Origin of the sequence: Allobosea eneae, from assembly GCF_042657265.1 — a bacterium.
Taxonomy (GTDB): Bacteria; Pseudomonadota; Alphaproteobacteria; order Rhizobiales; family Beijerinckiaceae; genus Allobosea; species Allobosea eneae.
In genome coordinates this window covers 60,746-73,527 of the sequence record NZ_JBHSLW010000039.1, presented here as the reverse complement: position 1 = coordinate 73,527, position 12,782 = coordinate 60,746, and the positions used below count along the sequence as shown (strand labels likewise).

Here is a 12,782-nt window from a genome sequence, read left to right as displayed (position 1 = left end):
CCCAGCCGCACCGCCTCGAAAAGAGACAACCACAGGCAGGCGACGCAGCTCAGCGCCGCCGGAACGCCTCGGGCCAGAGGTCGTTGCGCTCCAGCAAGAGGATCACGACGATGACCGCCAGCGTGACGACGACGGTCATCAGCTTGGCGTTCCAGGGGACGCCGCGGCCGATCAGCCAGATCAGCGCCAGGCCCGCGATGAGGGGAATGAGCAGTTCCATGGCGCCAGCCTAGCTCAGATGCCGGCAGGCCGCATCCGCCATCGCATATCTCGGAACCGTTCACGCCGGCGGACGTTGCAGCGACAGGGAAGCATGTCGTCTGCAAGCGGCATCGGTTTCAGCAATCCGCATCATGCGAGCAGGAGGAAGGCATGGGCCTGTTTTCCAAGGATATCAAGACGATGGACGATCTCTTCGTGCATCAGCTCCAGGACATCTACTACGCCGAGAAGCAGATCAGGAAAGCTCTGCCCACGATGATCGAGAAGGCCACGGATACGCAGCTGCGTAACGGTCTGCAGGCGCATCTCGGCGAGACCGAAGGCCATATCCGCCGGCTCGAGCAGGTCTTCCAGCAGCATGGGGTCGAGGCCAAGGGCACTGATTGCCCGGCGATCGACGGCATCCTCGAGGAGGCCGACGACGTGACCGGCGAGGTCGAGGACAAGCAGGTGCTGGATGCGGCCATCATCGCCGCGGCGCAGGCTGTCGAGCACTATGAGATCACCCGCTACGGCACGCTGACCGCCTGGGCCAAACAGCTCGGCCGCGAGGACTGCGCCGCCCTGCTGCAGCAGAATCTCGACGAGGAGTATGCCGCCGACAGCAAGCTCACCAAGCTGGCGGAATCCGGCATCAACCGGAAGGCAGCCTGACGCCTCGCTTAAGCTTCGGCCGGTGAGGGCGCCTCGGTGTCCTCCCGGCCTGCCGGGCTGCCTTCCATCAACGGCCGCAGCTTGGCCAGTTCTTGGGCCATGAAATCGAGGAAGAGCCGCACCCGCGGCGAGTGGCGCAGATCCGGATGGGTCAGGAGCCAGAGATCGGCGGCATAGCCCGCCTGCGGCGGCCCGAGCCGGTGTAGCGCCGGCCGCTTGTCGGCGATGAAGCAGGGCAGGTAACCAATCCCGATCCCGGCCTCTACGGCTTCCGTCAGCCCGAGCACGGTGTTGATCTTGTAGACCACCCGCTCGGCCGGGACGATCTTCTGCACGTGCTGAACCACCTTGAACGCGCCGAACTGGTCGCCAAGCGAGATCCAGGGTCGATCGCGCAAGCTCTCCTCGGCCTGCGGTGTTGAATCGGGGAAATCGACGCTTCGGCCATAAAGCGCCCAGCCGATCTGGGCAGCGCGCCGACCGATCAGGTTTTCGGGCGGATTGTCAGTGGCACGGATCGCGACATCGGCGTCGCGCTTGCTGAGGTTGAGCGCCTGGTTGCCGAGCAGGACGTCGAGCTTGATCTCCGGGCATTGCCGCATGAAGGTGGCAAAGAGCGGCGTCAGCAGCTCGACCAGCAGCGTGTCGTTGGTGGTGACGCGCAATTCACCCGCCGGCAGGATCTCGCGGCCGGCAAGGCGCCGGGTGAAGCCGGCGATGTCGGTCTCGAGCCGCTCGGCCAGGACCGCCATCTCCTCGCCGGCCGGCGTCGGCACATAGCCGGAGCGATGCCGCTCAAACAGGCGCGTGCCCAGGCTTTCCTCGATCTGGCCGAGGCGGCGGAAGACGGTCGAATGGTTGAGCCCGATCAGCTCGGCGGCCGCCGGCAAGCTCCGCGCCTCGGCGATGGCCTTGATCAGCCGGAAATCGTCCCAGGCGACGGAGGAGGTGGTGGTCGGCAAGCGGGCGGCTCCGGGCGAGTCGGCTTCCCCGATACATGGTACGGGCGACAGGCTGCAGCAACCTGTCGCCCGTTCGTTTGTCAGCGAGATCGCGCTCAGGCCAGGGCCGGCTTGGCTGTCGCCGAAACGCCGGCCGGGCGCAGCGCCAGCGCGCCGTCGCCGATCAGGGCATGGGCTAACGCCGTCAGTGCCAGGAAGGCGGGATATTCCCAGCCGCCGTTCGGAGCATTGAAGACCCAGCCGTTCGGGGCATGGATGACGAGCGCGCCGAGCAGGATCGGCAGCAGCAGGACCGAAACGTAGCGGCCATAGAAGCCGACGAGGATGGCAAGGCCGCCGATCACTTCCGCTAGTATAATCGGCCAGGCGAGGAAACCGGGTAGGCCGACCTGGCCGAGGAAGCCGGCGAAGCCGGGAACCGAGAAAACGGCGAGCTTCAGATAGGCGTGGGCAATGAACATGACGCCGAGGGCGACTCGCAGTGTCAGGGCGCCATAAGGGGCGAAACGGGTGTCGATCATGGTCTTTCTCCGAAGGACCGGTGTTGGTCTGGCTCGCAAAATGACCATCTCGATCATGCAATTCAAATTGACATTTCACGATCATTAGATTGCTTTTATGCAATTATTTGGATCTGGCAATTTGGCGAGCCGCAATCATCTTGGCGTCAACGAGGGCCGCTTCTCGCAGCCCGGAGGACTAGCGTCATGCAAATCAACGGCATCCACCACGTCACCGCCATCGCCGGGCCGGCGCGCCGGAATCTCGACTTCTACAGCCGCGTCCTCGGCCTGCGCCTGGTCAAGAAGACGGTGAACTTCGACGACCCGACCACCTGGCATCTCTATTTCGGCGATGCCGGCGGCAATCCGGGCACGATCCTGACCTTCTTCCCCTGGGAGCATGTCGCGCCCGGCCGGCTCGGCGTCGGCGAGACGGAAGTGACCGCCTTCCGCATCCCTGCAGCGGCGGTCGGCTACTGGACCCATCGTCTCATCGCCAACGGCGTCGCCCATGATGCCCCGCAGAAGCGCTTCGGCGAGACCGTGCTGAGCTTCCGCGATCCGGACGGGATGCGGCTTGCGCTGGTTGCGGTGCCCGGCTCCGAGAGCGAGCCGGCATTCGACAATGGCGAGGTGCCGCCTGAATCCGCCATTCGCGGCTTCCACGGCGTCACCCTGCTGCTCGACAAGACGCAGACGACCGCCGCGATCCTGCGCGACGTCTTCGGCTTCGTCGAGGCCGGCCGCGAGGGCAACACCGTCCGCATGCGGGCGGAGGGCACCGCTCATGGCGGCGTTGTCGACCTGCGCGCGGCCGGTGGCTTCCTGCCGGCGAGGATGGGCGCGGGCTCGGTGCATCACATCGCCTTCCGCGCCGGCGGCGACGCGGAGCAGGCCCGCATGGTGAAGACGCTGACCGATATCTTCGGCCTGCACCCCACCGAGCAGAGGGATCGGAACTATTTCCGTTCCGTCTACTTCCGCGAGCCCGGCGGTGTGCTGTTCGAGATCGCGACCGATGCACCCGGCTTCGCCATCGACGAGCCGGCCGACGACCTCGGCGGCGCCCTCAAGCTGCCGGCGCAGTATGAGACGCGCCGCGCCGAGATCGAGGCCGTCCTGCCGGCTCTGGTCTGATCAATGAATGCGCTCCGCCTTCGGGCGGGGCGCCCCTCGCTGGATATTCACTGTGAAAGGAGGGATGACATGAGTGCGTCCGAAACCTTCATCCACCGCTTCGAGCCGGCGACTGCGCCTGGCCCGGCGCCGCTCCTGCTGCTGCACGGCACCGGCGGTGACGAGAACGACCTGTTGCCGCTCGGGCGCACCGTCGCGCCGGGCGCGGCGCTGCTCTCGCCGCGCGGACGGACGCTGGAGGCCGGCATGCCGCGCTTCTTCCGTCGTCTGGCCGAGGGTGTCTTCGACGAGGACGACCTCATCCGGCGGACGCATGAGCTCGCCGATTTCGTCGAGCAGGCGCGCGCGGAATATGGGCTGCCGGCGCCGATCGCGCTTGGCTTCTCGAACGGCGCCAACATCGCCGCAGCGATGCTGCTGCTGCGGCCAGAGGTGCTGGCGGGAGCGGTGCTGCTGCGGGCGATGTCGCCCTTCGTCAAGCCGCCTGCGGTGACGCTGGCGGCCAAGCCGGTGCTGATCGTCTCCGGCAGCTTCGACCCGATCATCCCGCAGGAGAGTGCGGCGCGGCTGGCAGCGACATTGGCCGAGGCGGGGGCTGTGGTCGAGCACCGCAGCCTGCCGACCGGTCACGGCCTGTCGCAGGCGGATTTGGGGCTGGTGCGGGACTGGTTGGCTCAGCGCCTCGCGTTCGCGGCGTGAGACGGGCTCAGGCTCCGGGCCTGGCGTGCTTGGTGAGATAGCACGTCAGGCCGAGCCCGCCGAGCATAACCGAGATCATATAGGGGCCGAACAGGCAGGTGACGAACACGGCCGCGATGAAGCCGAGCATCAGGCTGTTGCGCCAGTCCAGGGTCATGGCGGGGCCTCCATGAATTGGTGCCAGTATCATGAAGATAACCTTCACTCTGTGAACTGGATTTGAACAGAATTCGTTAATGAAATATTACTGTTGACAGCTCTTGTTCACCCGGGCCGGGCTGCGCGGCCTCGCTGGATCACCCGCAATCCCTGAGGAAGCGGCGCGCGGCATAGCCTTCGGTGAAGCCGTCATAGCCCTTCGCCAACCGGGCATCGCTGGGCCAATACCTGACCTTGCTCCAGCCGCCGCGTCCGCCTTCGACGATCTGGACCTCGTCGCCTCCTTTCATGCGCAGGATCAGCGGGCTCTTCGCACCGGGGGCAGCGCGCAGCGCGACAAAGCCATCCCCCGTTTCGGGCACGATGCAAAACAGCGACGCCCTCGCGTCACCGCCGAAAAGCAAGAGGCCAAGCAGAACCGGCAGAGCTGTGCGGATCATGGCGTCATTCCCCAGTCGGACAGGTCACCATGCCGCGAAACATCTCGGCCGTCGCGGGCCGTGGCACCCGAAGCAATCTCACGCGTTGTTCTCGCAACGCCGCGATGCGGCCAGGAGACGAAAGCCATGATGTTCCAGCTTTTCAAGGTGATCGCCGAGAGAGTGCGCGAGCAGGCCGCCGACTATGCCGATGCACAGGCGCGCATCGGCCAGCGGACCGTCACCAGCGCGTTCGATCCATTCGGGCTTACGGCCATAATGACCGAACAATCGCCAGTTTCAACGCCGCCCGTCGGTACCGAGTTGTGTCCGCCCAAGCTGAAGAGCGAGCGGCGCGTGGCACGCAACGCGCGCCCGGCCGAGAAGCGACGATTGCGCCAGCGCCCTGCCCTGAACTTCGCTTGACGATGGCCCTCTGCACCGGGACAGTCGGTGCACGGTTGATCGCCGGGACGCCGGCTTGGCCGCCGCAGCGGGGTGGTGGCGGCCATGACCACCTCCTCCTTGGCTTCGCCGCCATCGCGACGCTGTCAGCGTCACTCTGGCTTGCTTTCTAGAACAATGTCGTCATGGCTCTGCCGCTGGCGATCGTGTTCGCCGGCCTCGTCCGCACCCTGGTTCGCCGAACCACCCGCAGAGGCATCACCCTGCCGAAGTCGCGCCGCCGACGCATGACGATCGGCAGATGTGAATCCCATGCGCATAGCGGCAATTGCCGCGTTGCATCGCGGCGGCCGGCCCTCTATAAGCCGTCGCGTCGGAGCGTAGCGCAGCCCGGTTAGCGCACTTGTCTGGGGGACAAGGGGTCGGAGGTTCGAATCCTCTCGCTCCGACCATTTTTCTCTTAAGTATCGATATCTTACGGACTAGCCCGCGAAGGCTGGCAGCCGCTCGGCGAAACAAGCCCGGCGCAAATTGCGGCATCCGGGACAAAAGGTGCCGACGAAGTCCCGACAGAAGCTCGCATCGCGCCTTTCGAACAGGGCCCACCGGCCGTGATCAGCAGTCGTAACCGACACGCTCGTCCGGTCGCGCCCGGTTTGACCAGCGGGGCAATCGATAACGACCAACCGAATACGCTGAATAAGCGAGCCGATTACCCGGTCGAGAATCTCAAGAAACGAGCTTGAGCCCGACGATACCGGCGACGATCAGGCCGATGCAGGCAAGGCGCAGCACCGTCGCCGGCTCGCCGAACAGGATGATGCCGAGGGTGGCGGTGCCGATCGTACCGATGCCGGTCCAGAGCGCATAGGCCGTCCCGAGCGGCAGGGTCTTCAACGCAAGGCCGAGCAGGCCAAGGCTCACCACCATGCTGCCGACTGTCAGCAGCGTCGGGATGAGGCGGGTGAAGCCCTGCGTGTATTTCAGCCCGATGGCCCAGCCGACTTCGAACAGACCGGCGAAGAGAAGATAAATCCAGGCCATGGCGGCCCTCCATTGAGAAGGGCGGGGTCGTCCACGCCTAGGGGGAAACGCGGGCGAAAGGCCAGCGGAGGTCGTCCTCGCCGGCTGATCTAGCGATCCGGACGCGAAGGTTCAAGTCGCTGGCGCTGCCGAACTCAGCCGTCTTCGCCGGCGTTCGCGGTCGCTAGGGCGCCGTGCAGGAGGCGACGACACTCGATCAGCTCGGACAGCGTCGCCTTCAGAAAAGCGAGGTCGTCGGCGCCGACCAGCGGCTGGGCCGAGCGCGGCAGGGACGAAAGCAGCGCCTTGGCTGCGAAGCCCGGCTCGGCGATCGCTGCAGCGCGGGTGGGCTGAACCGGCGGCATCGGCTCTGCGCGCGGATCAGCCATCCGGGCCGCCGCCGCCGGCGAAGGAGCAGGCGGACGGCCGCCCACGATCTCGCCGCCGCGGCCGATCGCTTGGACATGGCGCGGCCCCTGCTCCTTCAGGATGCGCTGCAGGCCTTTGATGGTGTAGCCCTCGCCATAGAGCAGGCGGCGGATGCCCTTGAGCAGCGCGACATCGTCGGGCCGGTAATAGCGCCGGCCGCCGCCGCGCTTCAGCGGCTTGATCTGGGAGAAGCGCGTTTCCCAGAAACGCAGGACATGCTGGGGAATGTCGAGGTCTTCGGCGACCTCGCTGATGGTTCTGAATGCGTCTGGGCTCTTGTTATCCAATTCGGCCTCGTATCCGCCGCCGTGGAACTCCAGAGTCACTCCTCCTCACCTGCGCCGTTCAGTCCGTTGATCCGCGCCTTCATCACGTTGGACGGCTTGAACACCATCACGCGACGCGGCTCGATCGGAACCTCGACGCCGGTTTTCGGATTACGCCCGATTCGCTCGCCTTTGTCGCGCACCACGAACGAGCCGAACGAGGACAACTTGACGTTTTCCCCGCGCGCGACAGCATCGCAGATCTCGTCCAGCACCGCCTCGACCAGCTTCGAAGACTCCGTCCGCGACAGGCCGATCTTCTGATAGACCGCCTCGCACAAATCGGCCCGCGTAATCGTTTGCCCCGCCATCAATTCCTCCAAGGCGTTTCTTTCAGCAGCGGCGTCCCCGTTAACCCTAGCCCCACCGGAGCCGGACGCTAGGCGGCGAGGCGACTGCGGTCAATCCTCGAAACACCCGCATAGGTTGAAAACGCGGAAAATCCGCGCTGACGACCGCTAAGAAAATGTCATAAATCAAAAGCGTTTAGCTTAGGCTGACAATCCGGACGCCTACCAGCGGATCAGCGCCGAGCCCCAGGTGAAGCCGCCGCCCATCGCCTCGATCAGCACAAGCTGGCCCGGTTTGATCCGGCCGTCGGCATGGGCCTCGGCGAGCGCCAGCGGAATCGAGGCGGCCGAGGTGTTGCCATGCCTGTCGACGGTGACGACGACCCGGTCCTCGCCGATGCCGAGCTTGTGCGCCGTGGCGTCGATGATGCGGCGATTGGCCTGGTGCGGCACGAACCAGTCGATGTCGTCGCCGGAGAGCCCGGTCTCCTCGAAGGTATGCCGTACCGTCTCGGCCAAGTTGATCACCGCGTGCTTGAAGACCTCGCGGCCCTCCATGCGCAGGAAGCCCACGGTCTTTGTCGAGCCCGGCCCGCCATCGACATAGAGCTTGTTGGCATAGCGGCCATCGGAGCGGACATGGGTCGTCAGCACGCCGCGATCGGCGAGCGTGCCGGTGCCCTCCTCCGCCCGCAGCACCACGGCGCCGGCGCCGTCGCCGAACAGCACGCAGGTGGCCCGGTCCTCCCAGTCGAGAATGCGCGAAAAGGTCTCGGCGCCGATGACGAGCGCGGTCTTGGCGGCGCCGCTGGTCAGGAACTTGTCGGCGGTGGCGAGCGCGAAGACGAAGCCGGAGCAGACGGCCTGCAGATCGAAGGCGGCGCCTTGGGTGATGCCGAGCTCGGCCTGGATATAGGTCGCCGTGGCGGGAAAGGTGTGGTCGGGCGTCGCGGTCGCGACGATGATGAGGTCGACCTCGCTTGCCAGAATGCCGGCATCGGCGAGCGCAGCCTCAGCTGCCTTCAGGCCCACCATGCCAGTGGTCTCACCGTCCGCCGCGATGTGGCGGGCGCGGATGCCGGTGCGCTGGACGATCCACTCGTCGCTGGTATCGACCATCGCCGCCAATTCGGCGTTGGTCATGATGCGCGCCGGCAGATAGGAGCCGCAGCCGCGCAGGACGGATCGCATTCTGGACAAGGACGTGTCTTCCCTACTCGCCGCTGGCGACCTGTTGTGGCTCTGCCGGTGCCGCACCGGGCCGCGCCGTCGCGGCGACCATCTCGCGCACCTTCGCCATCAGATTCTCGCGCGCCATTTCGTAGCCGAGTTCGGTCGCGCTGGCGAACCCGACGGCGTCCGTGCCGCCATGGCTCTTGATCACGATGCCTTCCAGGCCCAGGAAAACGCCGCCATTGACCTTACGCGGATCCATCTTCTCCTTCAGCGCTGAGAAGGCGCCGCGGGCGAGAAGATAGCCGATTTTCGACATCAGCGAACGCCCCATCGCAGCCCGCAGATATTCGCCGATCTGCTTGGCCGTGCCCTCGGCCGTCTTGAGCGCGATGTTGCCGGTGAAACCTTCGGTGACGACGACGTCGACCGTGCCCTTGCCGAGATCGTCACCTTCGACGAAGCCGTGATAGTCGAGATGCGGCAGGCCGCTCTCGCGCAGGATGCGGCCGGCCTCCTTGACCGCCTCGACGCCCTTGATCTCCTCGACCCCGACATTGAGCAGGCCGACACTCGGCCTGTCGATGTCGAAAACGACGCGGGCCATGGCCGCGCCCATCACCGCAAGATCGACCAGATGCTGGGCGTCGGCGCCGATGGTGGCCCCAACATCGAGCACGACACTCTCGCCGCGAACCGTAGGCCACAAGCAGGCGATCGCCGGCCGGTCGACCTGCGGCATCGACTTCAGGCAGAATTTCGACATCGCCATCAGCGCGCCGGTGTTGCCGGCCGAGACGGTGACGTCGGCCTCGCCGGTCTTGGTCGCGTCGATGGCGCGCCACATCGACGATTTGTAGCGGCCATAGCGCAGAGCCTGGCTCGGCTTGTCGTCCATCTTCACCGAGACCTCGGTGTGATGGAAGGCGGTGACCGCCTTGAGCTTCGGATGCGCATCCAGCTGCGGCGCGACCTCGCGCTCATCGCCGAAGATCACGAAGCGCGCGTCGGGACGGCGTTCCAGCGTGAGGGCGGCGCCCGGGATGACCACGGACGGGCCGTGATCACCGCCCATGGCGTCGAGCGCGATTGTAACCGGTCGTGTCATGCGGTGGTGATCGATTCCAGGGGCTGCGCCCCCTGCCGGGGCGGCCGGGTGGGCGGCGGACAATAGCGGGTTGGACGCTCGCCGCAAGGGAAAGCACGGAGGATTTCGCCGATCATCACTCGCGCTTCAGCTGCAGGAGCGCAGCGAAGGGCGATTCGGCCGGCGTCTCGGGCGCCGGCTCGCTGAACGCCACTCCGGGCTTGCGCGGATAGGGATCGAGCGACAGCGCCAGGAATTCGAGGGTGACCGCCCCAAGATCGATCACGCCATCGACGATCGATTCTGGCGGCTCCTCCTCGTTGAGCAGCACCTCGATATCGATCTCGTCATCCTCGGACGGCTTCGCCATGGCGGCGATCTCGGCCTCAGGCGCGAAGTCGAGCTTGATCGGCACGTTGAGCTCGACCGGGAAGGGATCGAGCGTGACGACGCAGCTCTGGTGCAGGCTCGCCTTGATCATGCCCTCGAGCTTCACGCGCTCGCCATTTCGGGAGAGCGAATAACTCGCCTCCAGCGCCTCGACCGAGGCGACGCCGAGAAAGGCCGCGATCGCGGGCAGATCGGCCTGCTCCGGCACGACCTCGGCCGCGACCGGCCGCAGGGTGATGCTCTCGACGCGGATCGGGCGCCGTAGCGGCAACTGGTCTTGCTGGGACATGGTCATGTGGTGATGCTGTCGGCGAAAGGCGGAAACAACGGATCCATGCTGAGGATATCGTCGAGCGAGCGCGTGGCCAAGGCGGAGGCAGCCGCATCGACATGGCGCGCGAGCGCTGGCGCGTCGATGCCCGGGGCGATGTTGCGTTTCAAGGCTTTCTCGAAGGCGCCGGGCTCCTGTGCTGCCAGCGCCTCTTCATAGCCGCTGAGGCGACCGTAGAAGCTGCGGCCGATCTTCTTCATCCGCTTCGGCACGGCGATGTCGCTGATTCCACCTTGGCGGAAGCCGAGTTCCAGATAAGCGAAGCTGGCGTCGATCAGGTCCTGCGCCATATCCGCCGCCGGGGCCGGCAGGTCGCGCAGGCGGCGCAGCACCAGAAAAAGATGCAGCGTCAACGCCTCGAAGCGTCCCTCGAACTCGTCGGGAACCCCTCCTTGCAGATAAAGAGCAGGCTCGCGCGAGGCATCGATGATGCGCCCCAGCAACGCATTGGCGGGCGCCATCCGCGCACGCTTCCTGCCGAACAGGCCGAAGATCACAGCCTTACCTCGCTTTTCCCGACTTGCCTTGCCAAAGCCATGCTCGGGCGTTACGCCAAGCGCACCCACCCTGACAAGCGCGGTCGCTCCGCGCGCCTTCCCTCGGATCCGCCACGAATGACTGCTCCGACCCGCCGTACCGTCCTGATCGGCTCGCTGGCCGCCGCGTTGCCGCTGGCCGGCTGTGGCACCGCCACCAATCTCGGCTTCCGCACGCCGACCTCGGCCGGCCTCAACGAGGAGTTCACCCGCGGCTTCGTCATGGACGAGGAATTGATCGCCAAGGTGAAGGTCGGCATGGACGTTCAAACGGTGCTGACCACGCTCGGCACGCCGTCGACGACCTCGACCGTCGGCAACCGCACCTTCTATTACATCAGCCAGACCGTGCGCCGCCGCTTCCAGTTCCAGGACTTCCAGGTGATCGATCAAAAGGTGCTGGTGATCTATTTCAACAAGGGCTTCAAGGTCGAGCGCATCGCTAATTACGGCCTGCAGGACGGGGTGATCTTCGACTTCATCAGCCGCACCACCCCGACCGGTGGCGAGGAGCAGAGCTTCCTGCGCAACCTGTTCCGCGGCGTCACCAAGTTCACCCCGTTCGGCTCCTGACGGGCGTTGTTTCTCGCCAGATGCGAAAGCCCCGCGGCGCCGCCGCGGGGTTTTTTTTTGCTTTGGGATAGCGCCGGCTCTTCAGGCCCGCTCGGACTTTCGCTCCGGCAGCGTCATCGCGAACACGCCGACGATCACCAAAGCGAGGCCGGCCCAGGCGGTCGGGCTCAGGCGCTCGCCGAGGACGAGAACGCCAATGGCGACGCCGGTGGGCACGCGCAGATAGGCGACCGCGGTCGTCCCGACCGTGCCGAGACGGTCGATCAGCCGGAAATAGAGGATGAAGGCGAGCGCGGTCGAGAATACCGACAGCGCCAGAAGGGCCTGGATCGATGCGTCCGAGGGCGAGAGCGTCCACGGCCGGTCGATGACCAGGCTGAACGGGATCAGGGTGATGGCGCCGCAGATCAGCGAGCCGGCGGCCGGCATGATCGGGTCGAGCCCCTTGAAATTGCGCCCGAACAGCGCGGCGCCGCCATAGCAGGCCGCCGCGACCACGAGGGCGAGCTGGGCCCAGAGCTCGCGGCCGAAGCCCGACAGCGCCTCGACGCCGATGATCAGGCAGATCCCGAGCATGCCGGCGGCGACGCCGAGGAGCTTGCGGCCGGCCGCTGCCTCGGATCGGAAGAGCAGCATGCTGAGCAGGAAGGCGAAGATCGGCGAGCCGGCGTTGAGGATCGTGGCCAGGCCGGCATCGACGCTCGTCTCGGCCCAGGCGATCAGCGTGAACGGCACGGCGCTGTTGAGGCAGGCCTGGATCAGGAAGCGCCGCCAGATGACGGGATCGCGCGGCAGGGAGAGCCCGCGCAGGCGGATGACGACGAGCAGGAGCGCGCCGGCGATGAGCGTGCGGGCCGCGATCAGCGTCAGCGGCGGGATCGTCTCGACCCCGAGCTTGATGAAGCTGTAGGAGGCGCCCCAGAGCGTCGCCAGCAGGAGCAGACAGGCAAGGTCGGTCAGGTGCCCCGATCGTGCGGTGGCGGAAGCGGCTGGGGTGGTCATCTGGTCCTCCTGGAGACGGGCGGACCATGACAGGCGGCGGCGGGCTCGTCGTTCGGGAACGCTACGGTCACGGCCGAAGGCTCCTAAAGCCTCGGCAATCGTTCAGCGAAGCAAGGCCAGCACGGCGATCACCACCGCGATCCAGAAGAACAAGCCATACCAGCCGGCCATGATCGCCTCGAGCTGGCGGGAACCGTCGGGGTTGCGCGAAAAACCGAACCAGTTATGCCGTCGCGGCTCGGCTCGAAGAGGCTGCACGCGAATGCACCCGAAGGTCAGAAGTGGAACGAGCAGGCGCGCGGTCGTATAGCCGAGCGCATCCAGAAGGATGCCTCCGATCAAATCTATCACGTCGATGCTCCGAATTTGATTCAAGCGGCTGAGAACTTGAATCTCGTTCGCCTTCCAAGCCGTTCACAACACAATGAAAAACCCCGCGGATCACTCCGCGGGGCCGTGCTT

General features: G+C 65.9%; 19 protein-coding genes and 1 tRNA gene. 6 read left to right on the top strand and 14 right to left on the bottom strand.

Annotation, left to right across the window (positions count from 1 at the left end):
- Positions 1-49 precede the first annotated feature (49 nt).
- Positions 50-220, bottom strand: coding sequence for a hypothetical protein (locus ACFPOB_RS23230; RefSeq protein ID WP_175506841.1), 171 nt, complete (start codon positions 218-220; stop codon positions 50-52).
- Between the two features lie 152 nt (positions 221-372).
- Here ACFPOB_RS23230 and ACFPOB_RS23225 point away from each other — a divergent pair, with 152 nt between their 5' ends.
- The gene (locus ACFPOB_RS23225) at positions 373-876 is read left to right on the top strand and encodes a YciE/YciF ferroxidase family protein (RefSeq protein WP_377800746.1); all 504 of its coding nucleotides are present in this window, start codon (positions 373-375) and stop codon (positions 874-876) included.
- 8 nt (positions 877-884) lie between these two features.
- Here ACFPOB_RS23225 and ACFPOB_RS23220 read toward each other — a convergent pair whose 3' ends face one another.
- On the bottom strand, positions 885-1,838 hold the full coding sequence (locus tag ACFPOB_RS23220; RefSeq protein ID WP_377800745.1) for a LysR family transcriptional regulator: 954 nt from the start codon (positions 1,836-1,838) through the stop codon (positions 885-887).
- A 95-nt stretch (positions 1,839-1,933) separates the two neighbouring features.
- Positions 1,934-2,359: a DoxX family protein gene (locus ACFPOB_RS23215; RefSeq protein WP_377800744.1), complete on the bottom strand. Its 426-nt coding sequence runs from the start codon at positions 2,357-2,359 to the stop codon at positions 1,934-1,936.
- A gap of 186 nt (positions 2,360-2,545) precedes the next feature.
- Here ACFPOB_RS23215 and ACFPOB_RS23210 point away from each other — a divergent pair, with 186 nt between their 5' ends.
- A complete protein-coding gene (locus tag ACFPOB_RS23210) occupies positions 2,546-3,478 on the top strand; it encodes a ring-cleaving dioxygenase (RefSeq protein ID WP_377800743.1) in 933 nt (310 codons plus the stop codon).
- 69 nt (positions 3,479-3,547) lie between these two features.
- A complete protein-coding gene (locus ACFPOB_RS23205) occupies positions 3,548-4,177 on the top strand; it encodes an alpha/beta hydrolase (RefSeq protein WP_377800742.1) in 630 nt (209 codons plus the stop codon).
- Between the two features lie 7 nt (positions 4,178-4,184).
- On the opposite strand, the gene ACFPOB_RS23200 is transcribed toward ACFPOB_RS23205, so the two are convergent.
- Positions 4,185-4,334, bottom strand: coding sequence for a hypothetical protein (locus tag ACFPOB_RS23200; RefSeq protein WP_158673524.1), 150 nt, complete (start codon positions 4,332-4,334; stop codon positions 4,185-4,187).
- A gap of 139 nt (positions 4,335-4,473) precedes the next feature.
- Positions 4,474-4,776, bottom strand: coding sequence for an SH3 domain-containing protein (locus ACFPOB_RS23195; protein ID WP_377800741.1), 303 nt, complete (start codon positions 4,774-4,776; stop codon positions 4,474-4,476).
- 126 nt (positions 4,777-4,902) lie between these two features.
- Here ACFPOB_RS23195 and ACFPOB_RS23190 point away from each other — a divergent pair, with 126 nt between their 5' ends.
- Together ACFPOB_RS23190 and ACFPOB_RS23185 are read left to right on the top strand one after the other, a co-directional pair.
- Positions 4,903-5,181: a hypothetical protein gene (locus tag ACFPOB_RS23190; RefSeq protein ID WP_377800740.1), complete on the top strand. Its 279-nt coding sequence runs from the start codon at positions 4,903-4,905 to the stop codon at positions 5,179-5,181.
- A gap of 353 nt (positions 5,182-5,534) precedes the next feature.
- A tRNA-Pro gene (locus ACFPOB_RS23185) sits at positions 5,535-5,612 on the top strand.
- 277 nt (positions 5,613-5,889) lie between these two features.
- On the opposite strand, the gene sugE is transcribed toward ACFPOB_RS23185, so the two are convergent.
- The 7 genes from sugE to ACFPOB_RS23150 all read right to left on the bottom strand — a co-directional run bounded on the left by sugE (position 5,890) and on the right by ACFPOB_RS23150 (position 10,706).
- Positions 5,890-6,204, bottom strand: a complete 315-nt coding sequence (gene sugE, locus ACFPOB_RS23180) for a quaternary ammonium compound efflux SMR transporter SugE (RefSeq protein ID WP_377800739.1) — start codon at positions 6,202-6,204, stop codon at positions 5,890-5,892.
- A gap of 134 nt (positions 6,205-6,338) precedes the next feature.
- Complete coding sequence (locus ACFPOB_RS23175; protein WP_377800738.1) at positions 6,339-6,899, bottom strand: MerR family transcriptional regulator; 561 nt, start codon at positions 6,897-6,899, stop codon at positions 6,339-6,341.
- A 35-nt stretch (positions 6,900-6,934) separates the two neighbouring features.
- Positions 6,935-7,249, bottom strand: a complete 315-nt coding sequence (locus ACFPOB_RS23170; RefSeq protein WP_137883763.1) for an integration host factor subunit alpha — start codon at positions 7,247-7,249, stop codon at positions 6,935-6,937.
- A gap of 201 nt (positions 7,250-7,450) precedes the next feature.
- Positions 7,451-8,428: a beta-ketoacyl-ACP synthase III gene (locus ACFPOB_RS23165; protein WP_377800737.1), complete on the bottom strand. Its 978-nt coding sequence runs from the start codon at positions 8,426-8,428 to the stop codon at positions 7,451-7,453.
- Positions 8,429-8,441: 13 nt separating this feature from the next.
- Positions 8,442-9,509 (bottom strand): phosphate acyltransferase PlsX, encoded by a 1,068-nt coding sequence (gene plsX, locus ACFPOB_RS23160; RefSeq protein ID WP_377800736.1) that lies wholly within the window; start codon positions 9,507-9,509, stop codon positions 8,442-8,444.
- Between the two features lie 115 nt (positions 9,510-9,624).
- The gene (locus ACFPOB_RS23155; protein WP_377800735.1) at positions 9,625-10,173 is read right to left on the bottom strand and encodes a YceD family protein; all 549 of its coding nucleotides are present in this window, start codon (positions 10,171-10,173) and stop codon (positions 9,625-9,627) included.
- Positions 10,170-10,706 (bottom strand): ubiquinol-cytochrome C chaperone family protein, encoded by a 537-nt coding sequence (locus ACFPOB_RS23150; RefSeq protein WP_377800734.1) that lies wholly within the window; start codon positions 10,704-10,706, stop codon positions 10,170-10,172. Before ACFPOB_RS23150 ends, ACFPOB_RS23155 begins: the two co-directional genes overlap by 4 nt.
- A 117-nt stretch (positions 10,707-10,823) precedes the next feature.
- On the opposite strand from ACFPOB_RS23150, the gene ACFPOB_RS23145 reads away from it, so the two are divergent.
- Positions 10,824-11,318 carry an outer membrane protein assembly factor BamE gene (locus ACFPOB_RS23145; RefSeq protein WP_377800733.1) on the top strand — a complete coding sequence of 165 codons (495 nt, stop codon included), beginning with the start codon at positions 10,824-10,826 and terminating at the stop codon, positions 11,316-11,318.
- Between the two features lie 81 nt (positions 11,319-11,399).
- Here the strand turns inward: ACFPOB_RS23145 and ACFPOB_RS23140 are convergent, their stop codons facing one another.
- Positions 11,400-12,320 (bottom strand): DMT family transporter, encoded by a 921-nt coding sequence (locus ACFPOB_RS23140; protein WP_377800732.1) that lies wholly within the window; start codon positions 12,318-12,320, stop codon positions 11,400-11,402.
- 102 nt (positions 12,321-12,422) lie between these two features.
- Positions 12,423-12,662, bottom strand: a complete 240-nt coding sequence (locus ACFPOB_RS23135; RefSeq protein WP_377800731.1) for a hypothetical protein — start codon at positions 12,660-12,662, stop codon at positions 12,423-12,425.
- Positions 12,663-12,782 lie beyond the last annotated feature (120 nt).